Source organism: Streptomyces sp. NPDC048258 (assembly GCF_043201995.1).
In the GTDB taxonomy this organism is placed as follows: domain Bacteria; phylum Actinomycetota; class Actinomycetes; order Streptomycetales; family Streptomycetaceae; genus Streptomyces.
This window is the reverse complement of record NZ_JBICZH010000001.1, coordinates 416,283-438,256: the sequence shown is the minus strand read 5'-3', so window position 1 is coordinate 438,256 and position 21,974 is coordinate 416,283. Positions and strand designations below refer to the sequence as shown.

21 protein-coding genes and 1 pseudogene are annotated in these 21,974 nt (G+C 73.1%); 7 read left to right on the top strand and 15 right to left on the bottom strand.

The window, feature by feature from the left end; all coding sequences use genetic code 11:
- Positions 1-125: 125 nt before the first annotated feature.
- Positions 126-884 (top strand): SDR family NAD(P)-dependent oxidoreductase, encoded by a 759-nt coding sequence (locus ACGFYQ_RS02080; protein ID WP_393738935.1) that lies wholly within the window; start codon positions 126-128, stop codon positions 882-884.
- A gap of 64 nt (positions 885-948) precedes the next feature.
- Here the strand turns inward: ACGFYQ_RS02080 and leuA are convergent, their stop codons facing one another.
- Complete coding sequence (leuA, locus tag ACGFYQ_RS02075) at positions 949-2,712, bottom strand: 2-isopropylmalate synthase (RefSeq protein ID WP_393738933.1); 1,764 nt, start codon at positions 2,710-2,712, stop codon at positions 949-951.
- Between the two features lie 363 nt (positions 2,713-3,075).
- Between leuA and ACGFYQ_RS02070 the strand changes: the two genes are divergently transcribed.
- The 4 genes from ACGFYQ_RS02070 to ACGFYQ_RS02055 all read left to right on the top strand — a co-directional run bounded on the left by ACGFYQ_RS02070 (position 3,076) and on the right by ACGFYQ_RS02055 (position 6,038).
- A complete protein-coding gene (locus ACGFYQ_RS02070; protein ID WP_393738931.1) occupies positions 3,076-4,152 on the top strand; it encodes a M4 family metallopeptidase in 1,077 nt (358 codons plus the stop codon).
- A gap of 10 nt (positions 4,153-4,162) precedes the next feature.
- Positions 4,163-4,432 carry a protealysin inhibitor emfourin gene (locus tag ACGFYQ_RS02065; RefSeq protein ID WP_393738929.1) on the top strand — a complete coding sequence of 90 codons (270 nt, stop codon included), beginning with the start codon at positions 4,163-4,165 and terminating at the stop codon, positions 4,430-4,432.
- A 27-nt stretch (positions 4,433-4,459) separates the two neighbouring features.
- Positions 4,460-5,278 carry a GNAT family N-acetyltransferase gene (locus ACGFYQ_RS02060; RefSeq protein WP_393738927.1) on the top strand — a complete coding sequence of 273 codons (819 nt, stop codon included), beginning with the start codon at positions 4,460-4,462 and terminating at the stop codon, positions 5,276-5,278.
- Positions 5,279-5,390: 112 nt separating this feature from the next.
- The gene (locus ACGFYQ_RS02055) at positions 5,391-6,038 is read left to right on the top strand and encodes a class I SAM-dependent methyltransferase (protein WP_393738924.1); all 648 of its coding nucleotides are present in this window, start codon (positions 5,391-5,393) and stop codon (positions 6,036-6,038) included.
- Positions 6,039-6,087: 49 nt separating this feature from the next.
- Here ACGFYQ_RS02055 and era read toward each other — a convergent pair whose 3' ends face one another.
- The 4 genes and pseudogenes from era to ACGFYQ_RS02035 all read right to left on the bottom strand — a co-directional run bounded on the left by era (position 6,088) and on the right by ACGFYQ_RS02035 (position 10,583).
- Positions 6,088-7,038, bottom strand: a complete 951-nt coding sequence (gene era / locus ACGFYQ_RS02050; RefSeq protein WP_376678468.1) for a GTPase Era — start codon at positions 7,036-7,038, stop codon at positions 6,088-6,090.
- Positions 7,039-7,545: 507 nt separating this feature from the next.
- Positions 7,546-7,857 (bottom strand): annotated as a pseudogene (locus tag ACGFYQ_RS02045) (WxL protein peptidoglycan domain-containing protein); the annotation flags it as partial.
- 278 nt (positions 7,858-8,135) lie between these two features.
- Positions 8,136-9,437: a beta-xylosidase gene (locus ACGFYQ_RS02040; protein WP_393739699.1), complete on the bottom strand. Its 1,302-nt coding sequence runs from the start codon at positions 9,435-9,437 to the stop codon at positions 8,136-8,138.
- Positions 9,438-9,545: 108 nt separating this feature from the next.
- A complete protein-coding gene (locus ACGFYQ_RS02035; protein WP_393738922.1) occupies positions 9,546-10,583 on the bottom strand; it encodes a GlxA family transcriptional regulator in 1,038 nt (345 codons plus the stop codon).
- Between the two features lie 71 nt (positions 10,584-10,654).
- Here ACGFYQ_RS02035 and ACGFYQ_RS02030 point away from each other — a divergent pair, with 71 nt between their 5' ends.
- Positions 10,655-12,001 carry an MFS transporter gene (locus ACGFYQ_RS02030; RefSeq protein WP_393738920.1) on the top strand — a complete coding sequence of 449 codons (1,347 nt, stop codon included), beginning with the start codon at positions 10,655-10,657 and terminating at the stop codon, positions 11,999-12,001.
- A 9-nt stretch (positions 12,002-12,010) separates the two neighbouring features.
- Here ACGFYQ_RS02030 and ACGFYQ_RS02025 read toward each other — a convergent pair whose 3' ends face one another.
- From ACGFYQ_RS02025 to ACGFYQ_RS02000, 6 genes are all read right to left on the bottom strand, one after another.
- On the bottom strand, positions 12,011-12,364 hold the full coding sequence (locus ACGFYQ_RS02025; RefSeq protein WP_393738918.1) for a cytidine deaminase: 354 nt from the start codon (positions 12,362-12,364) through the stop codon (positions 12,011-12,013).
- Positions 12,365-12,414: 50 nt separating this feature from the next.
- A complete protein-coding gene (locus tag ACGFYQ_RS02020) occupies positions 12,415-12,777 on the bottom strand; it encodes an MmcQ/YjbR family DNA-binding protein (protein ID WP_393738916.1) in 363 nt (120 codons plus the stop codon).
- Positions 12,774-14,078, bottom strand: a complete 1,305-nt coding sequence (locus ACGFYQ_RS02015) for a hemolysin family protein (RefSeq protein ID WP_393738914.1) — start codon at positions 14,076-14,078, stop codon at positions 12,774-12,776. Before ACGFYQ_RS02015 ends, ACGFYQ_RS02020 begins: the two co-directional genes overlap by 4 nt.
- Positions 14,075-14,572 carry an rRNA maturation RNase YbeY gene (gene ybeY / locus ACGFYQ_RS02010; protein ID WP_393738912.1) on the bottom strand — a complete coding sequence of 166 codons (498 nt, stop codon included), beginning with the start codon at positions 14,570-14,572 and terminating at the stop codon, positions 14,075-14,077. The genes ACGFYQ_RS02015 and ybeY overlap by 4 nt, the downstream gene beginning before the upstream one ends.
- A gap of 13 nt (positions 14,573-14,585) precedes the next feature.
- Positions 14,586-15,629 carry a PhoH family protein gene (locus ACGFYQ_RS02005; RefSeq protein WP_393738910.1) on the bottom strand — a complete coding sequence of 348 codons (1,044 nt, stop codon included), beginning with the start codon at positions 15,627-15,629 and terminating at the stop codon, positions 14,586-14,588.
- A gap of 126 nt (positions 15,630-15,755) precedes the next feature.
- The gene (locus tag ACGFYQ_RS02000) at positions 15,756-16,853 is read right to left on the bottom strand and encodes a carbohydrate kinase family protein (protein ID WP_393738908.1); all 1,098 of its coding nucleotides are present in this window, start codon (positions 16,851-16,853) and stop codon (positions 15,756-15,758) included.
- A 213-nt stretch (positions 16,854-17,066) separates the two neighbouring features.
- On the opposite strand from ACGFYQ_RS02000, the gene ACGFYQ_RS01995 reads away from it, so the two are divergent.
- On the top strand, positions 17,067-18,515 hold the full coding sequence (locus tag ACGFYQ_RS01995; RefSeq protein ID WP_393738906.1) for an MFS transporter: 1,449 nt from the start codon (positions 17,067-17,069) through the stop codon (positions 18,513-18,515).
- A gap of 48 nt (positions 18,516-18,563) precedes the next feature.
- Here ACGFYQ_RS01995 and ACGFYQ_RS01990 read toward each other — a convergent pair whose 3' ends face one another.
- From ACGFYQ_RS01990 to ACGFYQ_RS01975, 4 genes are all read right to left on the bottom strand, one after another.
- On the bottom strand, positions 18,564-19,475 hold the full coding sequence (locus ACGFYQ_RS01990; protein ID WP_393738904.1) for a ribonuclease Z: 912 nt from the start codon (positions 19,473-19,475) through the stop codon (positions 18,564-18,566).
- A gap of 3 nt (positions 19,476-19,478) precedes the next feature.
- Entirely contained in the window at positions 19,479-19,838 is a 360-nt protein-coding gene (locus tag ACGFYQ_RS01985) for a histidine triad nucleotide-binding protein (protein ID WP_393738902.1), read from the bottom strand.
- 248 nt (positions 19,839-20,086) lie between these two features.
- On the bottom strand, positions 20,087-20,830 hold the full coding sequence (locus ACGFYQ_RS01980) for a 16S rRNA (uracil(1498)-N(3))-methyltransferase (RefSeq protein ID WP_393738900.1): 744 nt from the start codon (positions 20,828-20,830) through the stop codon (positions 20,087-20,089).
- Entirely contained in the window at positions 20,827-21,918 is a 1,092-nt protein-coding gene (locus ACGFYQ_RS01975; protein ID WP_393738898.1) for a nitronate monooxygenase, read from the bottom strand. The genes ACGFYQ_RS01980 and ACGFYQ_RS01975 overlap by 4 nt, the downstream gene beginning before the upstream one ends.
- Positions 21,919-21,974 lie beyond the last annotated feature (56 nt).

Here is a 21,974-nt window from a genome sequence, read left to right as displayed (position 1 = left end):
CGCCGGGTTGGCGTGATGTTAGCCACATCGATGAGGATGCGTCAGTCGTGTGACAGGACAACATGTCGCGGGACACGGACTTGGCCGATCTGCGCCCCCCGCGAGCGCCCCCTAGGGTCGGCGGCATGAATGAGAAGTCCTGCCTGGTGACCGGCGCCGCGAGCGGGATCGGCCGGGCCACCGCCCTGCTGCTGGCCCGCTCGGGGGCCCGGGTGACCGCGGCCGACGTCAACGGCCCCGGGGTCGAGGCCCTGCGTACGGAATTGGCCGACGAGGGGCACGCCATCACGGCGGTCACCGGTGACGTCGCCGATCCGGAGGCCAACCGCGCGATGATCGCCGCCGCGGTCGAGGCGTACGGACGCCTCGACGTCGCCGTGGCGAACGCCGGGGTGCTCCCCCTTTCGGATGTACGGGAGACCAGCCCCGAGGACTGGGACCACGTCATGGCCGTCGACGGCCGGGGGATGTTCCTGACCTGCAAGTACGCCATCGAGGCGATGACCGCGCAGCCACGGCCCGGCGGGGCGCTGGTCTGCGTCTCGTCGATCTCGGGCGTGGCCGGGCAGGCCCGGCAGGCGGCGTACGGACCGGCGAAGTTCGTCGCCTCGGGGCTGACCAAGCACCTCGCGGTGGAGTGGGCGGCGCGCGGGATCCGGGTCAACGCGGTGGCCCCGGGCACCATCCGAACGGAGCGGGTGGTCGCGCTGCGGGACGAGCCGGGCGGGCCGGAGTACCTGGAGGAGATCACGGGGGCCCACCCGATGGGCCGCCTCGGCGAGCCGGAGGAGGTGGCCCGGGTCATCGCCTTCCTGGCCTCCGACGCGGCCTCGTTCGTGACGGGCGTGGTCCTGCCGGTGGACGGCGGCTACCTGGCCCGCTGAGACCCCGGGAACGGCGGAACCCCGCCCCTCCGGGTGGAGGGACGGGGTTTCACGTACGAGCGGGTCAGCGGCCCGCGCGGTTGACGGCGGAGATGACCGCCTTCAGGGAGGCGCGGGTGGTGTTGGCGTCGATGCCGATGCCCCACAGGACGCGGCCGTCGATCGCGCACTCGATGTACGAGGCGGCCACGGCGGAGGCGCCCTCGCTCATGGTGTGCTCGGTGTAGTCCAGCAGGCGGGCGTCGACACCGATGCCGGCCAGCGCGTCGAAGAAGGCCGAGATCGGACCGTTGCCGGTACCGTTCAGGACCGTCTCCACGCCGTCCACGACCGCCTCGACGGTCAGCGTGTCCGTTCCGTCCTTGTCGGTGGCCGTCGAACCGGAGCGCAGCTGGATGCGGCCCCACGGGTTCTCGGGGTTGGGCAGGTACTCGTCGGAGAAGACGTCCCAGATCGCCTTCGGCGTGACCTCGCCGCCCTCGGCGTCGGTCTTGGCCTGGATGATCCGCGAGAACTCGATCTGCATGCGGCGCGGCAGGTCCAGCTTGTGGTCGTTCTTCAGGACGTAGGCGATGCCGCCCTTGCCGGACTGCGAGTTGACGCGGATGACGGCCTCGTAGGAGCGGCCGACGTCCTTCGGGTCGATGGGCAGGTACGGGACCGCCCACTCGATGTCGTCGACGGTCTTGCCCTGGGCGGCCGCGTCGGCCTCCATGGCGTCGAAGCCCTTCTTGATGGCGTCCTGGTGGGAGCCGGAGAAGGCGGTGTAGACCAGGTCGCCCGCGTAGGGGTGGCGCGGGTGGACCTCCATCTGGTTGCAGTACTCGCTCGTGCGGCGGATCTCGTCGATCTGCGAGAAGTCGATCTGCGGGTCGATGCCCTGCGAGAACAGGTTCATGCCCAGCGTGATCAGGTCGACGTTGCCGGTGCGCTCGCCCTGCCCGAACAGGCAGCCCTCGATGCGGTCGGCGCCGGCCATCAGGGCCAGCTCGGCGGCGGCGACGGCGGTGCCGCGGTCGTTGTGCGGGTGCACGGAGATGCAGATGTGCTCGCGGCGGGTCAGGTTGCGGGCCATCCACTCGAAGCGGTCCGCGTGGGTGGAGGGCGTCGAGCGCTCCACGGTGGCGGGCAGGTTCAGGATGATCTCGCGGCCCTCGGCCGGCTGCCAGACGTCGCAGACGGCCTCGCAGACCTCCAGGGCGAAGTCCAGCTCGGTGTCGGTGAAGATCTCCGGGCTGTACTGGTAGCCGAAGACGGTCTCGGGACCCAGCAGCTTCTCGGCGTACTCCATGACCAGGCGGGTGCCGTCGACGGCGATCTGCTTGATCTGCTCCTTGGAGCCGCGGAAGACGACCCGGCGGAAGGTCGGGGCGGTCGCGTTGTACAGGTGCACGGTGGCGCGCTTGGCGCCGACCAGGGACTCCACGGTCCGCTCGATCAGGTCCTCGCGGGCCTGGGTCAGTACGGAGATGGTGACGTCGTCCGGGATCGCGCCCTCTTCGATGATGGAGCGCACGAAGGCGAAGTCGGTCTCGCCGGAGGACGGGAAGCCGACCTCGATCTCCTTGTAGCCCATGCGCACCAGCAGGTCGAACATCTCGCGCTTGCGGGCGGGGGTCATCGGGTCGATCAGCGACTGGTTGCCGTCACGCAGGTCGGTGGACAGCCAGCGGGGAGCCTTGGTGACGCGGGCGTCCGGCCAGCCGCGGTCGGGGATGTCCACCTGCTCGTACGCGCCGTACTTGTGGATCGGCATCCCGGAGGGCTTCTGGGTGTGGGTCGCGTTGGTGATGGGCGTGGGGCGACCGACAAAAGTGTGCTGACTCATGGCGTTGGGCTCCTCGCGTGTCCGCGTGTAGTTCGCTGGGACGGCCGACAACGGTCGCAAAACCGCAACACCAAACTCCGCGGGGAGGGGGTCGGCCTACGACTACAGACCCTCGCCGCGGCAGCTAAGGAGAAGCAGCCCGAAACGCATGATGGGCCGAGCCTAGCCGAGCCGCGCCGTAAAGCGAGGACCTGTTTCAGTATGCAAGACCCCCTGTCCGATTTGTACTCAATGTGAGCTACACCCCTTTCGGTCCCGCCAAGTCCGGCCGATCCGTCAACCTCGCGCTACCGCTTTCAGACAAGTGAATGAATCATGGTCGCAGGTAGTGACACGACGATGACCCACTGCCACATTGCCGGGATGGATGCCTCCCACGCTCACCACCGCCACCCCGTCTTCTGCACCGTCGTGCCGCCCCACCTGCTCGACAAGGCCGCCCGGTCCGCGGACTCGCGGCGCGCCGATCTCGCGCAGCGCACCCTGGAGCGCGACTCCCTCCTGCGGACCCGGCGCCGGGTCACCGCCGTGCGGGGGATCGTGCCCACGCTCGGGGCGCCCGCATCCGAGGAACCGGACCGGACCATTTACGACGCCCAGCACCGCACCCGGCTGCCCGGGAAGAAGGTGCGCGCGGAGGGCGACCCGGTGGGCAAGGACGCCACCGTCAACCGCGCGTACGCGGGGCTCGGGGCCACCTTCGAACTGTTCCTGCAGGGCTTCGGGCGACGCTCGATCGACGATGCCGGGCTGCCGCTGGACGCGACCGTCCACTACGGCGAGGACTACAACAACGCCTTCTGGGACGGGCAGCAGATGGTCTTCGGCGACGGGGACGGGGACCTCTTCCTCGACTTCACGGTGTCGGTGGACGTCATCGGGCACGAGCTGACCCACGGGGTCACGCAGTACTCGGCGAATCTGGAGTACCACCAGCAGTCGGGCGCCCTGAACGAGTCGATGTCGGACGTCTTCGGCTCGCTCATCAAGCAGCACTCGCTGGAGCAGACGGCCGACCAGGCCGACTGGCTGATCGGGGCCGGGCTGCTGGGGCCGAACGTGACCGGGGCCGCGCTGCGGTCGATGAAGGCGCCGGGGACGGCGTACGACGACGACGAGCTGGGCAAGGACCCGCAGCCGGCGACCATGGACGACTACGTGAACACCTCGCGCGACAACGGCGGGGTGCACATCAACTCCGGCATCCCCAACCACGCCTTCTACATCGTGGCGACCGAGCTGGGCGGCAAGGCCTGGGAGCGGGCCGGCCAGATCTGGTACGACACCCTCACGGGCGGGCAGCTGGCCTCGGACGCGGACTTCGCGGACTTCGCCCGGCTGTCGACCGCCGCTGCCGTCGCCCGGTACGGGGACGGGGGCGCGGAACACCAGGCGCTCCAGAAGGCGTGGTCGGCGGTGGGCGTCCCACTGGCGGGGTAGAAGGGCACGCATGCGGATTCAGGTGGTACGGACGGGCGGTTTCGCGGGCATCGAGCGCCGGGTCGAGGTGGACACCTCGGGCCTGGAGGACGAGGCCGAGTGGCAGGCCCTGGCCCAGCTCGCGCTGCGGCCCGGTCCGCCGGGGCACGCGGCGGGCCGGATCCGGGACGGGTTCTCGTACCGGATCACGGTGGACGGGCGGACGGTGTCCTGCCAGGAGCCGCACCTGTCGGACGCGCAACGGGCACTGATCACACGCGTCCTGAAAGAAGGTGCCTGAGAACTGCCGTTTTGCTTGGATGGCCCGATGACCGACCACATGATCGATTCACTGCTGTCCGAGCTGGAGCGGTACTACGACACGGTGCCGCGGGTGGGCGGGGCGCGGGCCGAGGACTTCGGGCCGCTGACCCTGTTCGTGCAGGAGGGCGCGGGCTGGCCGTACTACGCGCGGCCCGCGCTCGGCGGCACCGGGGCGACCGCGGCGGACGTGGAGCGGGTACGGGCCCGGCAGCGCGAGCTGAAGGTGCCCGAAGCCTTCGAATGGGTGGCCGAAACCAGCCCCTCCCTGCGGGCCGCGGCGGAAGCGGCGGGTCTGCACGTCCACGCGCACCCGCTGATGGTGCTGGACCCGGCCGCGGCGGTCGTCCCCGCGCATCCGGAGGTACGTCTCCTCGACGCGGACGACCCGCTGCTGACGGCTGCGGTCACGGTGCCGGCCCTGGCCTTCGGCGCGCCGGGGACGGCGGTGGGCGAGGCCGGCCCGGCCGAGCTGGCGGTGGCGACGGCCGATCCCGCGTCGGCGGAGCGACGGGCGCGGGTGTCGGGGATGCTCGCGTCGGGCCGTACCGGCATGGCGGCGGCCGTGCGGGACGGCGTGGTGCTGTGTTCGGGCCAGTACAACCCGGTCGGGGACGTCGCCGAGGTGGTGGGCGTCGGCACCCTCCCGTCCGCGCGCCGTCAGGGCCTGGCCCTGGGGGTCACGGCGGCCCTGGTCGCGCGGGCCCTGGAGCGGGGCGCCCGTACGGTCTTCCTCTCCGCCGGCGACGAGGACGTGGCCCGTGTCTACGGTCGCATCGGCTTCCGCCGCGTGGCGACGGCCCTGATCGCGGAGCCCCCGGCCTGAGGCAGGCGGTCTTCCGGACGGGTTTTGCCGGAACGGCAACGGTATTTGCCCGCGCGGGCGATACCGGCGCAGCATCGGCCGTACCGGCAGACCCCTACTGGAAGAGGCCCCCATGTCCGACCACCAGCACCAGGATCACGCCGCCGCGGGCGAGGAGTTCTGGGACGCCCGCTACCGCGAGAGCAACCGCATCTGGAGCGGCAAGGCCAACGCCGTCCTGGTCCGCGAGGTCGCGGACCTGACCCCCGGCCGCGCCCTGGACCTCGGCTGCGGCGAGGGCGCCGACGCGGTGTGGCTGGCCCGGCAGGGCTGGCGGGTCACCGGGACCGACATCTCCGGCGTGGCCCTGGAGCGGGCGGCCCGGCACGCCGATGAGGCGGAACTCGCCGACCGCGTCGAGTGGCAGCGGCACGACCTCGCGGAGTCCTTCCCCGCCGGGGAGTTCGACCTGGTCTCCGCGTGCTTCCTGCATTCGTACGGGGACTTCCCCCGCGAGCGGATCCTGCGGACGGCCGCCGCGGCCGTGGCCCCCGGCGGGATCCTGCTGATCGCGGGTCACGCGGGCGGGCCCTCGTGGGACCCCGAAAAGCACGCGGAGATCGGCTTCCCGACCCCGGACGAGGTCCTGGCACAGCTGGAACTGCCCGAGGGCGACTGGGAGGTCCTGCTCGCGGCGGAACACGTGCAGCCCCTGACCGCGCCCGACGGCCGGCCCGGGACCCGCCCGGACAACGCGCTGAAGGTACGGCGGCTGCGCTAGGACAGCCCGCCCGCGCCCTCGCCGGACGGAGTCCGGCGCGTCGAGGGGATCAGAACCCGAGCTTGCGCAGCTGCTTGGGGTCCCGCTGCCAGTCCTTGGCGACCTTCACGTGGAGGTCGAGGAAGACCGGGGTCCCGAGCAGCGCCTCGATGTGCTTGCGCGACTTCATCCCGACCTCCTTCAGGCGGGCGCCCTTCGGGCCGATGATGATGCCCTTCTGGCTGGGCCGCTCGATGTACACGTTGGCGTGGATGTCGAGCAGCGGCCGGTCGGCCGGGCGGTTCTCGCGCGGGATCATCTCCTCGACGACCACGGCGATGGAGTGCGGGAGCTCGTCCCGTACGCCTTCCAGCGCGGCCTCGCGGATCAGCTCCGCGACCATGACCATCTCGGGCTCGTCGGTGAGGTCGCCCTCGGGGTAGAGCGGCGGGCTCTCCGGCAGCAGCGGCGCGATCAGGTCGGCCAGCAACTGGACCTGGCTGTCGCCGACGGCCGAGACGGGCACGATCTCGGCCCACTCGAAGCCGAGCTCCTCGGCGAGCTGGTTGATGGCGAGGAGCTGCTCGGCCAGCTGCTTGGACTCGACCAGGTCGGTCTTGGTCACGATGGCGATCTTGGGGGTCTTCTTGATCCCCGCGAGTTCCTTCGCGATGAACTTGTCGCCGGGGCCGAGCTTCTGGTCGGCCGGCAGGCAGAAGCCGATCACGTCGACCTCGGCCCAGGTGGACCGCACGACGTCGTTGAGGCGCTCGCCGAGCAGGGTGCGCGGCTTGTGCAGGCCGGGCGTGTCGACCAGGACGAGCTGCGCGTCGGGGCGGTGCACGATGCCGCGGACGGTGTGGCGGGTGGTCTGCGGCCGGTTGGAGGTGATCGCGACCTTGGTGCCCACGAGTGCGTTGGTGAGGGTCGACTTCCCCGCGTTGGGGCGGCCGACGAAGCAGGCGAAGCCCGCACGGTGCGGGGCGGTGGACTCGGGGGAACGATCGCTCATACGGGCCATTCTCCCCGATGCGGCTCCCAGCGCCGACCAGCCCATGGCGGCGAGGACGCTCGCGGCCGCGAGGAGGGTGCCGAGGGAGGGGTGGACGGCGTAGGCGGCACGGCCCTGAGCTGTGGTTCCGTCGGCCGTGGCCCGTACCGTCACGTCGGCCCATTCCGCCGCGGAAGGGCCGTCCCAGGGGGCGCTGAGCCGGACTTCCTGGCCGGGCAGCAGCTCGGCGGGCAGGCCGGTGAGGCCGAGGGCGGGCAGGGGCCGGCCGAGGGCGCCGGAGGCGGTGAGGGCGGCGCGGGGGCGGAGGGTGACGTTGCCGAGGTTGTGGAGCGTGTACGAGACCACCGCGCCGGCGTCGGCACCGCGACGGCGGACGGAGACGTCCCGGACGGCGAGGGCCGGAGCGGTGGGGCCGGTCACCCGCAGGTACAGGCGGGCGGCGACGGCCTGCCGCACGCCGATCCCCTGGGCCGTGGTGGCGGCGGGCCGGTCCTCCAGGGCCACGATGGCGCCGGGGTGGTCTCCGGGTTCCGCCCGGTCGGGGACGGCGAGGGTGAAGGCGACGCTGACGGACGCCCCGGCCGGTACGGTGACCCGCTCCCGGTCGAGCCTGACCCAGGCGGCCGTGGCCAGGCGCGGCTCGTCGGGGCCGCGGAGCGCGAAGCCGCCGTCCCGGGCGGTGTTGTAGGCGTCGGCGGCGTAGAGCCGGAAGGTGCGGGGGCGGTCGGAGCGGTTGGTGACGGTCACGGTGTCGGCGGCGGCCTGGCCGGGGGCGGCGGCCAGATAGAAGTACGGCCGCTGTCCCAGGGCGTTGGCGGCGGGCAGCACGGACCACTGCCCGTTGTCGGCCGCCGCGGCCGTCCCTGCGGGCGCGAGCCAGACGGCGGCCAGCACGGCCCCCACGACCGGCAGCGCCCGCCGGATCCGGGCAGCCGCTGCGCGGGGCCGTTGCCCACCCCGCCCCTTCCCGTTTCCTGGGGCTCCGCCCCAGACGCGAGCCACATCCAGCCTCGCCGGCGTTTGAGGCGCGGGGTCTGGGGCGGAGCCCCGGTTTCGGGAAGGGGCGGGGTGGGGGAAGGCCCCGCGCAGCGGCACCCGCACCGTCGTCACGACAGGGTCAGCGTCAGGACCGCCGTGTACGCCCCCGGCGGGGTGTACGGGGGCACCCGGAGGGTGACCGCGGCGTCGACCGTGAACGTGCCGCCGACCAGCGGGCCGTCGGGGGTGGAGGCCAGCACCGCCCCGTCCGGGCCGACCGAACCCGCGCTGCCCGCCGTACAGGGACTGGGGCTGCCCGCCGCGGCGGCGCACGTCGGGGTCCAGGAGAGGGAGCCGCCCGGGATGCGGAGTCCGCCCGGTCCGGTGAAGTCGGTGACCTTGCCGATCAGGGACCAGCCGGCCGGGCCGCCACGGGCGTCCTTGACGGTGACGGTGCCGATCCGGCCGGGGGCGGCGCCGCCGTCGCCGTAGGGCACCGCGCCCAGGGTGACGGCCTCGCCCGCCTGGGTCATGCCGAGGGCCCCGGGCTCCACGGTGGCGGTGATCTTCTGGGTGCCGGGCGGCGGCGGGGTGGCGTCAATGACGGTGTACGCGGCCGGGCCCGAGCCCTGGCTCGCCGACCAGGCCGTGCCCTCGTAGGCGACGACCGCGGTGGTGGCCTTGTCGGTGACCGGCAGCTCGGCCAGGGCCACGCCGTGCTCGTCGGCGGTGGCGGCGACCCGGTCGGCGGTCTCGGCGGCGCCCGCCCGCCCGGCCACCGTCACGGCCGCGCCCGGAGGGAAACCGGCGGCGGTGACCTTGACCTTGGCGCCCGGTCCGCCGGAGGCCGCGGCGAGGAAGACGCTGCGCAGGTTGGCCAGGGGCAGCGGGGTCGCGGTGAGGCGTCCGGAGACGGGCGCCGCGGCGGCCGTGCACACGGTGTCGAGGTCCATCGGGTGGCTGGTGTGCAGGGTGTAGCCGCCGGGGGCCAGGGTGGTCTCGCCGGGCGCGGTGACGGTGAAGGTGCCGGTCATGGTGACGGCGGGCAGGGCCGCGCCCGCCGGGACGGGGTCGTCGCGCCGGTCGCCGACCACGGTGACCTCGCCGCTCTGGGCGCCCGCCAGCAGGATCCGGCCGGTCACGGTCAGCGCGCCGGCGGGGAGTTCGGCGCCTGCCGCGGCCGGCGTGGCGAGCACCTGGTAGGTCACGGTGACGGTGTCGCCGACCTGCGGAGCCGGGTTGTCGACGGTGATCCGGGCGGTGGTCGGCCCGTCGGCGGGCGGGAGTCCGGCCTCCTGGGGCGGCAGGCAGTGGGTCGGGAAGTCCACCTGCCCCGGGACCTGGCCCCGGACCTGGCCCGGGGGCGTCTCCCCGTCGGCCGCGGCCGGTGCGCTCAGCGCGCCGCCGGCCGCCGCCGCGAGCACGGCCATGCCGACGGCTGCCGACCATCTCCTGCTGCGCGCGCCTGTTCGCACTGCCCGCCCCCTGGGTTCCGTCGCCCCGACAGGGGGCCATTCACGAGCGGGCGGCGGGAGAAGTCAATGCACGGGCCCGGCATCAACTGATGGCCCATCAGGAGATGACAGGGTGCCGGTGCCGGCGGCCGCGCGGAAGGTCCGCCGGTAGGCCGTCGGGCTCACCCCCAGCGCCGCCTGCACGTGCTTGCGCAGCGACTGCGCCGTCCCGAAGCCCGCCTCCCGCGCCACCTGTTCCATCGGCAGCTCCGTCTCCTCCAGCAGCCGTCGGGCCCGCTCCACCCGCTGCGCCACGATCCACTGGCCGGGGCTGACGCCCGACTCCTCCCGGAAGCGGCGCGTGAAGGTCCGCACCGACACGGCCTCCTTCCGCGCCAGGTCGGTCAGGCGCAGCGGTTCGTGCAGCCGGTCCATCACCCACGCGCGGGCCGCCGTGGTGCTGGCGAGCTGCGGCTCGGGCACCGGGCGCTCGATGAACTGCGCCTGCCCGCCGTCCCGGTGGGGCGGTACGACGGTCTTCCGGGCCACGTCGTTGGCGACGGCCGCGCCGTGGTCGCGGCGCACGATGTACAGGCAGAGGTCGATCCCGGCGGCGACGCCGGCGGAGGTCAGCACGTCCCCGTCGTCGGTGTAGAGCACGCCGGGGTCGACCCGGACGGCCGGGAACAGCTGCTGGAAGTGGTCGGCGGAGGCCCAGTGGGTGGTGGCCCGGCGGCCGTCCAGGTAGCCCGCGGCGGCCAGGACGTAGCCGCCGGTGCAGATGGAGACGAGCCGTGTGCCGGGCCGGATGTACCCGAGGGCCGCGGCGAGTTCCGCGCTCAGCCGGCCGTGCTCGTAGATCGGCCCCAGCTCGTAGGAGGCCGGCACCACCACGGTGTCCGCGGTGGCCAGCAACTCCGGGCCGTGCTCGACGTGGATCGCGAAGTCGGCGTCCGTGGGCACCGGTCCGGGGGCGAGCCCGCAGGTCAGGGTCTCGTAGAGCGGCCGCCCGGCCGGGTCCTTGGCGCGCCCGAAGATCCGGTGCGGGATGCCGAGCTCGAAGGGCAGCAGCCCGGCGAGTGCGAGGACGACGACGCGGTGGGTCGGGGCGTGTGGCTCCATGGCCCGATCATATCGAAGGGTGACAGTCAGGCCACTGTCGTACGGGGGCCCGCGGGCCGGAAGCTGTCGGCGTGACGCAGACAGCCCCCACCTCCACGACCTCCCGGCAGGCCCCGCCGCACCCCGGACGCATCCACCGCGCCTGGTTCGTCGCGGCCGTCTCCTTCGTGACGATCATCGGCGCGGCCGGCTTCTCCTCCCTTCCCGGACTGCTCATCGAGCCGCTTCACGAGGAGTTCGACTGGTCGCGCGGCACGATCGGCCTCGCCGTCTCCGTGAACCTCGCGCTGTACGGGCTGACCGCACCCTTCGCGGCCGCGCTGATGGACCGCTTCGGCATCCGCAAGGTCGTCGCGTGCGCGCTGACGGTCATCGCCGGCGGCTCGGCCGCCACGGTGTGGATGACCGCCTCCTGGCAGCTGGTGCTGTTCTGGGGCGTGGTGATGGGCCTGGGCAGCGGCTCGATGGCGCTGGCCTTCGCGGCGACGGTGACCAACCGGTGGTTCACGGCCCGGCGAGGCCTGGTCACCGGGATCCTGACGGCGGCCGGGGCCTCCGGCCAGCTGGTCTTCCTGCCGCTGCTGTCCTGGCTGGTGGAGCACCACGGCTGGCGCCCGGCGACGGTGACCGTCTCCCTCACATCCCTGTGCGTGGTCCCGTTCGTGTGGCTGCTGCTGCGCGACCACCCGGCGGACGTGGGCCTGGCCCCGTACGGGGGCACGTACGCGCAGAAGCCCGCCCCGGTGCCGGGAGCCGCCCGCCGGGCGGTCACCGTCCTGTTCAAGGCGGCCCGGACCGGCTCCTTCTGGCTGCTCGCGGGCACCTTCGCGATCTGCGGCGCCTCCACGAACGGCCTGGTCAGGACCCACTTCGTGCCGGCGGCCCACGACCACGGCATGCCGGTGACGGCGGCGGCCGGGCTGCTGGCGGTGATCGGCGTGTTCGACGTGGTCGGCACGGTGGCGTCCGGCTGGTTCACGGACCGCTTCGAGGCGCGGCGGCTGCTGGCGGTCTACTACGCCCTGCGGGGGATCTCGCTGCTCTTCCTGCCGATGCTGCTGGCCCCGTCGGTCCACCCGCCGATGGTCTTCTTCATCGTCTTCTACGGCCTGGACTGGGTCGCGACCGTCCCGCCGACGATCGCCCTGTGCCGTGAGCAGTACGGGGACGACAGCGCGATCGTCTTCGGCTGGGTCCTGGCCTCGCACCAGGTGGGCGCGGCGGTCGTCGCCTTCCTGGGCGGCCTGGCGCGGGACGTGTTCGGCTCGTACGACGTCGTCTGGTACGCCTCGGGCGCGCTGTGCGCGATGGCCGCGCTGATGTCGATGGTGATCCGGCGTCGTCCCGCTCCGGCGGCGACGGCTGACACGGCCGGGACGGCCGAGACGGCGGGGACGGCCGTCCCCGCCGGAGCGTAGGACCGCCGGTCAGCCCGCCGGGGTCGTGGACTTCAGGGTGCCGTCCGGGGCGGCCAGCAGCACCGGGGTGTCCGGGCCGCCCAGGTCCCGTACGGCGGCCCGGTCGGCCTCGGCTGGGGCGTCGGAGGCGCTGACGACGGCGGCGGCCTCCAGGGACCGGGCCCCGCTCGCCACCGCCATCGCGACCGCGGTCTGCAGCGCGCTCAGCTTCAGGGAGTCGAGCTCCACCGTCCCGGCGACGTAGGTGCGGCCCGTCTCGTCCCGCACCGCCGCCCCCTCGGGCACGCCGTTGCGGGCCCGGGCGCTGCGCGCCAGCGTGATGATCTTGCTGTCCTCGGGGTCGATCCCGGTGCTGTCGGTCATGGTCGAAAGCATAGGGAGCGTCCCGGCAGGGCCGCGCAACGACCCCGCGGTCAGGGCCGGTCGAGCCGCAGCCGTTCCGCCTTCGGCAGTCCCGCGACCACCAGGTCGTACGAGTCCTCCACCAGCTCCCGGACCATCTCGTCCGGCAGCGCGCCCGGGCCGCCCACGGTCACCGTGTTCCAGTGCCGCTTGTTCATGTGAAAACCCGGCACTACCGCCGCGTGCTCCTCGCGCAGCCGCACCGCCAGCTCCGGCTCGCACTTGAGGTTGACCTTCAGCGGCTCGGCGTCCAGCGCCGTGAGCGCGAACACCTTGCCCAGCACCTTGAACACCGAGGTCTCCGGAGTGAAGGGGAACTCCTCCACCGCCGCGTTGAAGCCCAGGCAGAACTCCCGCAGCTGCGCCGGGGTCATTCCCCCTCCTCGCCCACGGTCTCGGCCGCGGCGACCGGTTCCACCAGCACCGTCACGATCTTGTTCCGCCGCCCGGCCGGGGACTCGGCCGTCAGCCGCAGCGGCCGCCCGTCCGGCAGCTCCACCAACGCCGAGGCGCCCGCGATCGGCACCCGGCCCAGCGCCTTCGCCAGCAGTCCGCCGACCGTCTCCACGTCCTCGTCGTCGAAGGCCTCGACCTTGAACAGCTCGCCGAGGTCGGTGATGTCCAGGCGCGCCGTGACCCGGTAGCGGTCCTCGCCGAGGTCCTCGACCGGCGGGAGCTCCCGGTCGTACTCGTCGGTGATCTCACCGACGATCTCCTCCAGGATGTCCTCGATCGTGACGATGCCGGCCGTGCCGCCGTACTCGTCGATGACCACGGCCACGTGGTTGCGCACCTGCTGCATCTCCCGCAGCAGATCGCCCGCGTTCTTGGTGTCCGGCACGAAGACGGCCGGCCGCATGACCGTGGAGACCAGGTCGGACTCCGCCTCGCGGCTGATGTGGGTCTTGCGGACCAGGTCCTTCAGGTAGACGATCCCGACGATGTCGTCCTCGTTCTCCCCGGTCACCGGGATGCGCGAGAAGCCGGACCGCAGCGCGAGCGTCGTCGACTGACGGATCGTCTTGTACCGCTCGATGCAGATCAGGTCGGTGCGCGGCACCATGACCTCGCGCACCAGGGTGTCGCCGAGCTCGAAGACCTGGTGCACCATCCGGCGCTCGTCGTCCTCGATCAGCGATTCCTTCTCCGCGAGGTCGACCATCGCGCGCAGCTCGGCCTCGGAGGCGAACGGCCCCTTGCGGAAGCCCTTCCCGGGCGTGAGCGCGTTGCCGATGAGGATCAGCAGCTGCGGGATCGGGCCCATCACCCGGGCGAGCGGTACGAGGACGTACGCGGCCGCCGTCGCGGTGTTCAGGGGGTGCTGGCGGCCGATCGTACGCGGGGACACCCCGACCGCGACGAAGGAGACCAGCACCATCACGGCGATGGCCACGAGCAGCGCGGTCCAGTTCTCGCCGAACTCGTCGAGGCAGACGTAGGTGACGAGCACCCCCGCCGCCATCTCGCAGGTGACCCGGACCAGCAGCGCCACGTTGAGGTAGCGGGTGGGGTCCCCGGCCACCTGGGCGAGCTTCTCGCTGCCGCGCCGGCCCTCCCGTACGGCCTGCTCGGCGCGGAAGCTGGAGATGCGGGCGATCCCGGACTCGGCGCACGCCGCGAACCAGGCCACCACCACCAGCAGGACGGCGCCGGTGATCAGTTGGGGGGCGGTCACGAGACGGTCGGCGCCGGGGACGGGCCGGTCATCCCGCGCTCGGTGCGCCAGCCGTCGACGATGGCCGCCTGGAGGCCGAACATCTCGGCCTTCTCGTCCGGCTCCTCGTGGTCGTAGCCGAGCAGGTGCAGCACCCCGTGGACGGTCAGGAGCTGGAGCTCCTCGTCCATGGAGTGCTGCGTCGGGGCTTCCTCGCCCTGCCTCTTGGCGACCTCGGGGCAGAGCACGATGTCGCCGAGGAGCCCCTGCGGGGGCTCCTCGTCGTCCTTCGCCGGCGGACGGAGCTCGTCCATCGGGAAGGACATGACGTCGGTGGGTCCGGGCAGGTCCATCCACTGGATGTGGAGCTGCTCCATCGCGTCCTCGTCGATGACGATGACGGAGAGCTCCGAGAGCGGGTGGATCCGCATCCGGGTGAGCGCGTAGCGGGCGATGTCGAGGATCGCCCGCTCGTCGACCTCGGTTCCGGACTCGTTGTTGACGTCGATCGACATGGTGCGCTGAGTTCTACTTCCCGTGTTGGCCGTTCCGGCCGTCCTGGCCGTCCTCGTACTTCTCGTACGCGTCGACGATACGGCCGACCAGCTTGTGCCGGACGACATCCTCGGACGTGAGCCGCGAGAAGTGGATGTCCGGGACCCCTTCGAGGATCGACTGCACCTGGCGCAGACCGCTCCTGGTGCCGCCCGGCAGCAGGTCGACCTGGGTGATGTCACCGGTGATGACGATCTTCGAGTCGAAACCGAGCCGGGTCAGGAACATCTTCATCTGTTCCGGAGTGGTGTTCTGCGCCTCGTCGAGGACGACGAACGCCTCGTTCAGGGTGCGTCCGCGCATGTAGGCGAGGGGCGCCACCTCGATGGTCCCGGCGGCCATCAGCCGGGGGATCGAGTCCGGGTCGAGCATGTCGTGCAGCGCGTCGTAGAGCGGACGCAGGTACGGGTCGATCTTGTCGAAGAGCGTGCCCGGCAGGAAGCCGAGCCGCTCCCCCGCCTCGACGGCCGGCCGGGTCAGGATGATCCGGCTGACCTGCTTGGACTGCAGCGCCTGGACCGCCTTGGCCATGGCGAGGTAGGTCTTGCCGGTACCGGCGGGGCCGATGCCGAAGACGATCGTGTGCTTGTCGATCGCGTCGACGTACCGCTTCTGGTTGAGGGTCTTGGGCCGGATGGTGCGGCCGCGGCTGGAGAGGATGTTCTGGGTGAGCACCTCGGCGGGCGTCTCCTCCCCTCCTTCCACGCCGGTTCCATTGGCCCGGAGCATGGCGATCGAGCGTTCCACTGCGTCCTCCGTCATCGGCTGCCCGGTGCGGAGCACCAGCATCATCTCGTCGAACAGGCGCTGGATCAGGGCGACTTCCGCCGCGTTCCCGACAGCGCTGACCTGATTGCCCCGCACGTGGATGTCGGCCTTCGGGAAGGCCTTCTCGATCACGCGCAACAGGGCGTCACCCGAGCCGAGCACCGTCACCATCGGGTGCGTCGCCGGAACGGTGAAGTGGGCTCGCGCCTGGCCCGGCGCTGGGATCTGGGCTGTGGGTGTCTGAGTCATGGGCCGGCACTGTGGCCTGCGCATACCTCCCGCTGAGGGGCCGCGCCGATCGACGACCTCCGGACTACCAAGCCTACGTCGCCGCCGGGCCTTCCCCGAGAGGTTTTCCGCGCCGGACCCGGCCGGCTACGCGGAGTGCCGGAAGCCGATCGTCGGCACCGCCCTGCGCCGCGCCGCCGGGGTCGAGCCGGGCGGGATCAGGTCGTCCAGGAAGCCGTACCGGCCGCGCAGCCCGTCCGGGGCGGCCCGCCACCAGTGGGCCACCTCCGGCCAGCCGGGGGCCGACAGGGAGCCGCCGAACTCCTGCACCGACAGGGCCGCCGTCAGCCCGGCGAAGGCCAGCCGGTCCGCCAGCGGCCAGCCGGCCAGCGTGCCGGTGACGAAGCCCGCCACGTACACGTCGCCCGCCCCGGTCGGGTCCAGCTCGTCCACCGCGATCCCCGGGACGTGAGCCGTCTCCCCCGTATGCCCGTCCACCGCGTACGAGCCCTCCGCGCCCATCGTCACGACGGCGATCGGCACCTTCTCGGCCAGCGCCCTGGCCGCCGCGCGCGGACAGTCGGTCCGTGTGTACCGCATGGCCTCGCCCGCGTTCGGCAGGAAGGCCTCGCAGTGCTCCAGGTCGGCCAGGGCGCCCAGGTCCCAGCGGCCGCTCTCGTCCCAGCCCACGTCCGCGAAGACCCGCGAGCCGAGCCGCGCCGCCTCGCCGATCCACTGCTCGCCCCGGCCGGGCCCCAGCGAGGCCACGGCCGCCCGGGCCAGCGGCGGGCACTGCGGGAAGGGCCCGGGGCCCGCCGGCGGAGGCGCCTCGTGGCCGTGCGAGACCATCGTGCGCTCGCCCTCGTACGCCATCGAGACGGTGACGGGGCTGTGCCAGCCGGGGATGGTCCGCGACATGGAGAGGTCGATTCCCTCGCCCTGTTCGAGGGCGTCCCAGCAGTACTCCCCGTAGTGGTCGTCGCCGAAGGCCGCGGCGAGCGAGGTGCGCAGGCCGAGGCGGGCGAGGGCGGTGGCCATGTTGGCGACGCCGCCGGGGCTGGAGCCCATGCCGCGCGCCCAGGACTCCGTACCGCGCACGGGGGCCGAGTCGAGGCCGGTGAAGATGATGTCGAGGAAGACCGTTCCGGTCAGGAAGACGTCGCAGCCCGGTTCCTGGGGGTCACGCAGCGGACCGAGCGGGTCCACTGCTGCTGCGCGGCTGTCGTCTCTGTCCCGACTGGTCACGGTGTACTCCCCGTTGTTCTTGAAGGGTCGTTTCTGCACGAGGGTTTTCAAGGGAAAGCTGCCAGCTATTCCCGCCCCGGGCGGGGTCAAAACCCAGTGTGGCGCAGATCACCACCCAAGGGCCCTTATCTTCAACTCCCGCCGCTTGATAGACATGGGCCCCCGCTCTCTCCGCGGCGCCTCCGGCATCCCCACGCACCACCTGGAACGCACGTGCTCCACCGCGCCTCCGCGCCGCCCGCCGCCTGGCCCCTGACGGCCCTCTTCACCGCCGGCTACGTCGCCCCGTACCTGCTGCCGACCCTCGTCGGACGGCTCGACGCCCATCTCCCGCTGAGCCCCGCGCAGGCCGGTCTGATCGGCTCGGCCCTGCTGCTCGGGTCCGCCGCGGCCGGTTTCACCCTGGCCTCCCGCATCCCGCGCCACGGGCCCCGCCCGCCGGCCCGGCTGGGACTGCTGCTCGCCGTCCTGGGCTACGGCACGGCGGCCGCGACCCCGCACCTCCCCCTGGTCGTCGCGGGCGCGGTCGTCGGCGGCTTCGGCTCCGGCACCGCGACGGCCGTGGCCGCCGCCGGGATCGCCGGGCAGCGGGACCCGCACCGCACCTCCGCCCTCGGGCTGCTGTCGGTGTCGGCGACCGCGGGCGCGCTGTACCTGACGCTGCCGTGGCTCGGGGGCGGCCACGGTCTGCCGTTCGCCGCGATCGCGCTGGTCGCGGCGGTGGCCTGGCCGGCCACGGGCCGTCTGGGCGGGCCCACCGGCGCCGCCGTCACCGGGATCCCCGCGGGCCGGCTGCCGTATCCGCGCGCCGGGGCGGTCCTGGCGGGCGGCCTGATGCTGTGGTCCCTCGCGCAGAACGCCCTGTGGGGGGTCAGCGGCCGGATCGGCGCCCAGCAGGCGGGCCTCTCGGAGGTCACCCTGGGGGTCGTCTTCGCCGCGGCGCTCGGGGCGGGCCTGCTCGGGGTCACCGCCGCCTCCGCGCTCGGCGCCCGCCTGGGCAGGGCCGTGCCGATCGGCGCGGGCACCGCCGTCATCGCCTGCTGCGTGGTGGTCTCGTCCTCGGCGCACAGCCTCGCCACCTTCGCGGCGGGCGAGATCCTCTGGAACGCGGCCTACCCGGTGGTCCTCTCCTACGCCATCGGCCTCGCGGCGGCGCTGGACCCGCGCGGCCGCTGGGCGGTGCTGACCGGGTCAGCGTCCTCACTGGGCGTGGCCTGCGGGCCGGTCACCGGCAGCCTGCTCGCCGAGGGCGCGGGCTTCCCGGGCATGGGCCTGGTACTGGGCGCGCTGCTGCTGGCCGTGGCGGGGCCGATGACCGCGGTCGCGCTGCACGCCGGTGGCCGCCCGCTGACGGCCGGCTCGGTACGCCGCCGTGGCGGGGCCCCGGCGGCGGTCCTGGCGGCCGGCGCGGGGGCGCCGTCCGGCGCGGTGCCGCGGGTCGGTGCGGCGGAGCTGGAGATCACGGAGATCCCCCTCCGCCGCCTCCCGCGCCGCGTCCTCCTGCTCTCCCCGGCCCCCCGACGCTCCCGCACCCGCGTCCAGCCGCTGCGCGGAGCCGTTCCCCGGGCTCTGCCCGGACCCGCGCCTCACACGCCGGCGGGGCTGGATGAAGCGGGTGCTGGAGTGCCGCGCAGCGGCATTTCCAGCCCCGCCGGCGTTTGAGGCGTGGGGTCTGGGGCGGAGCCCCAGCAGCGGCGCCAGACCCCCCGTTCAGCCCCGCTTGGGCAGCGGCACCCGCACCAGGTCCGCCGCCACCGTGAGCTCACCCTCGAACCCGGCCTCGCGGGCCTGCCGTTCGAACGCGGACGGGTCCGTGTACCGCTGCGAGAAGTGCGTCAGCACAAGGTGCCGCACGCCCCCGTCCCGCGCCGCCCGCGCCGCCTGCCCGGCGGTGAGGTGCCCGTGGTCGGCGGCCAGTTGCGCGTCCTCGTCGAGGAACGTCGACTCGATGACCAGCATGTCGCAGCCCTCGGCGAGCTCGGCCACGCCCTCGCACAGCCGGGTGTCCATGACGAACGCGAACCGCTGCCCGGGCTTCGGCTCGCTGACCTCCTCCAGCGTGACCCCGCCCAGCCGCCCCTCACGCTGGATCCGGCCCACGTCCGGCCCCTTGATCCCGTGCCGCGCGAGCAGCTCCGGCACCATACGGCGTCCGTCGGGCTCGGTGATCCGGTAGCCGAAGGACTCCACCGGGTGCGAGAGCCGCCGCGCCTCCAGGACGTACGAGGCCCCGCGCGCCAGCGTCAGCGTCCCGTCCCCGGCCACCGGCTCCTCGTCGATCAGGACGGTCTCCCGGTAGGCCGTGGCGTACCGCAGCCGGTCGAAGAACTTCTGCCCCGAGGCCGGGTAGTGCGCGGTCACGGCGTGCGGGACCCGGTCGAGGTTGATCCGCTGGATCACCCCGGCGAGGCCGAGGCTGTGGTCGCCGTGGAAGTGGGTGACGCAGATCCGGTTGATGTCGTGCGCGGCCACCCCGGCCCGCAGCATCTGGCGCTGGGTGCCCTCGCCCGGGTCGAAGAGGATGCCCTCGCCGTCCCAGCGCAGCAGGTAGCCGTTGTGGTTGCGGTGACGCGTGGGCACCTGACTGGCGGTGCCCAGCACCACGAACTCGCGTACGGACACGGTCTATCCGGGGGGCCACTGGAGGCCGCGGCCTCCGAGGACGTGCGCGTGTGCGTGGAAGACGGTCTGGCCGGCGCCGGAGCCCGTGTTGAACACGACCCGGTAGCCGTGGTCGTCGATCTTCTCCTCGGCGGCGATCCGCCCGGCCTCGCGCAGTATGTCGGCGGCGATGACCGGCTCGGCCGCGGCCAGTGCGGCGGCGTCGGGGTAGTGGACGCGCGGGATGACCAGCACGTGCGTGGGCGCCTGCGGGTTGATGTCCCGGAACGCGACGGTCGTCTCGGTCTCCCGGACCACGGTCGCCGGGATGTTCCCAGCGACGATCTTGCAGAACAGGCAGTCGGCCTGCGGTTCCCCGGCCATCGCTTCGCCTCCGTGTCGTTGATCGCTCCGGGCATCGTATCCCCGGAGCGATCGACGCCAACGGCTAGTAGTGCTTTGTCGGGTTCCGCTGACCAGGGGCGATGCGACGGGGCTGGCGCTTTGGCAGCGGCGGGCCGACGCCCTCAGCCGCAGGTCGCGGGCATAGCCCGGCGCCGCCGAGTGAGGGCGCCGGGGGCCGAAGCCCAGACCCGACAGAGCACTACTAGGCCCTGTCCGGGCGACAGAACCTAGGCCCAGCGCCCCGTGCGGGCGAGCAGGACCGCCGTCGCGGCGGTGCCGGCCGTGGAGGTCCGCAGGACGGAGCGGCCCAGGCGGTAGGGGCGGGCGCCCGCCCCGGCGAAGACGGCCAGCTCCTCCGGGGAGACCCCGCCCTCGGGGCCGACGACCAGCACGATGGACCCGGCCGCCGGGAGCTCGGCGGAGGCCAGCGCCTCGGAAGGGGCGTCGCGGTCCTCGTGGAGGACCATCGCCAGGTCGGCGCCGGCCAGCAGTGCCGCCACCTGCTTGGTGGACATGGCCTCGGACACCTCCGGGAAGCGGACCCGGCGGGACTGCTTGCCCGCCTCCCGGGCCGTGGCCCGCCACTTGGCCAGGGACTTGGCCCCGCGGTCGCCGCGCCACTGCGTGATGCAGCGCGAGGCCTGCCACGGCACGATCGCGTCCACGCCCGTCTCGGTCATGGTCTCCACGGCCAGCTCGCCGCGGTCCCCCTTGGGCAGGGCCTGCACCACCGTGATGCGGACCTCCGGTTCGGCTTCCAGCCCGGCCGAGGACACCGCCAGGACCAGGCGGTCCTTGCCTTCCGCGGCCTTCACGACCGCCTCCGCCCAGCCGCCCCGGCCGTCCGTGAGGACCACCGCCTCGCCCGGGTTCAGCCGCTTCACGGACACCGCGTGCCGGCCCTCAGGGCCGTCCAGGACGAACTCCGGTCCCGCCGGGACCTCTTCGACCACGAACACCGGGGCGGTCATGACGCACTCCTCATCTGCCTTGCCTTCAACGTGCACTGTGCCTCGGCCAGTTCGGCCGCCAGCACCTCCACCAGCTCCCCGGCCGGCAGCGTCCGCGCCAGCCGGTGCCCCTGGCCCGCCCACAGGGCCATGCCCTGCGGGTCCCCGGCCGCCGCGGCCGCCTTGCGCAGCCCCGAGGTCAGGTGGTGGACCTGCGGGTAGGCGGCGGGGGCGTACGGTCCGTGCTCGCGCATGAACCGGTTCACCAGACCCCTGGCCGGCCGCCCGGAGAAGGCCCGGGTCAGCTCGGTCCGGACGAACAGCGGGTCGGTCAGGGCCTTCTTGTGCAGCGGGTCCGCCCCCGACTCCGGACAGGCCAGGAAGGCCGTCCCGAGCTGGGCCGCCTCCGCGCCCGCCGCCAGCAGCGCGGCGATCTGCGAGCCCCGCATCAGGCCGCCCGCCGCGATGATCGGGAGCGCCACGGCCTCCCGTACCTGCGCCACCAGCGCGAGCAGGCCCACCGCCGCCGTGCCGTCGGCCTGCGGGTCGTCCCGGAAGGTGCCCTGGTGGCCGCCGGCCTCCACCCCCTGCACGCAGACGGCGTCGGCCCCGGCCTCCTGCGCGGCGCGGGCCTCCTCGACCGAGGTCACGGTGACGACGGTGTACGTACGGGCCTTGCGAAGGGAGGCGAGGACCGCCGGGGCGGGGCAGCCGAAGGTGAAGGAGACGACCGGAACCGGGTCCTCCCGCAGAATGGCGAGCTTCGCGTCATAGCCGTCGTCACAGGTGCCGATGATGTCCTCGTCGGCGAGCGAGATCTCGTACCAGCTCGCCTCGCCGGCCAGCTGCCCGCGGTACGCCTCGACGGCGGCCGGGTCCACGTAACCGGTCTGCGGCATGAAGAGGTTCACGCCGAACGGGCGCCGGGTGAGGGCGCGTACCTGCTTGATCTCCTGGTACATGCCGTCGGCGGTCTTGTAGCCACCGGCCAGGAAGCCCAGCCCGCCCGCCTCGCACACGGCCGCGACGAGCGGCGGACAGGAGGCTCCGCCCGCCATGGGTGCCTGCACGATCGGGTAGGGGGAGAGACCGTTCGGTGCGGTGGACATGGACTGCATCGTGCCATGTCCCGCTCAGGGGACCGAATCACGGCATTCGCCTGGCA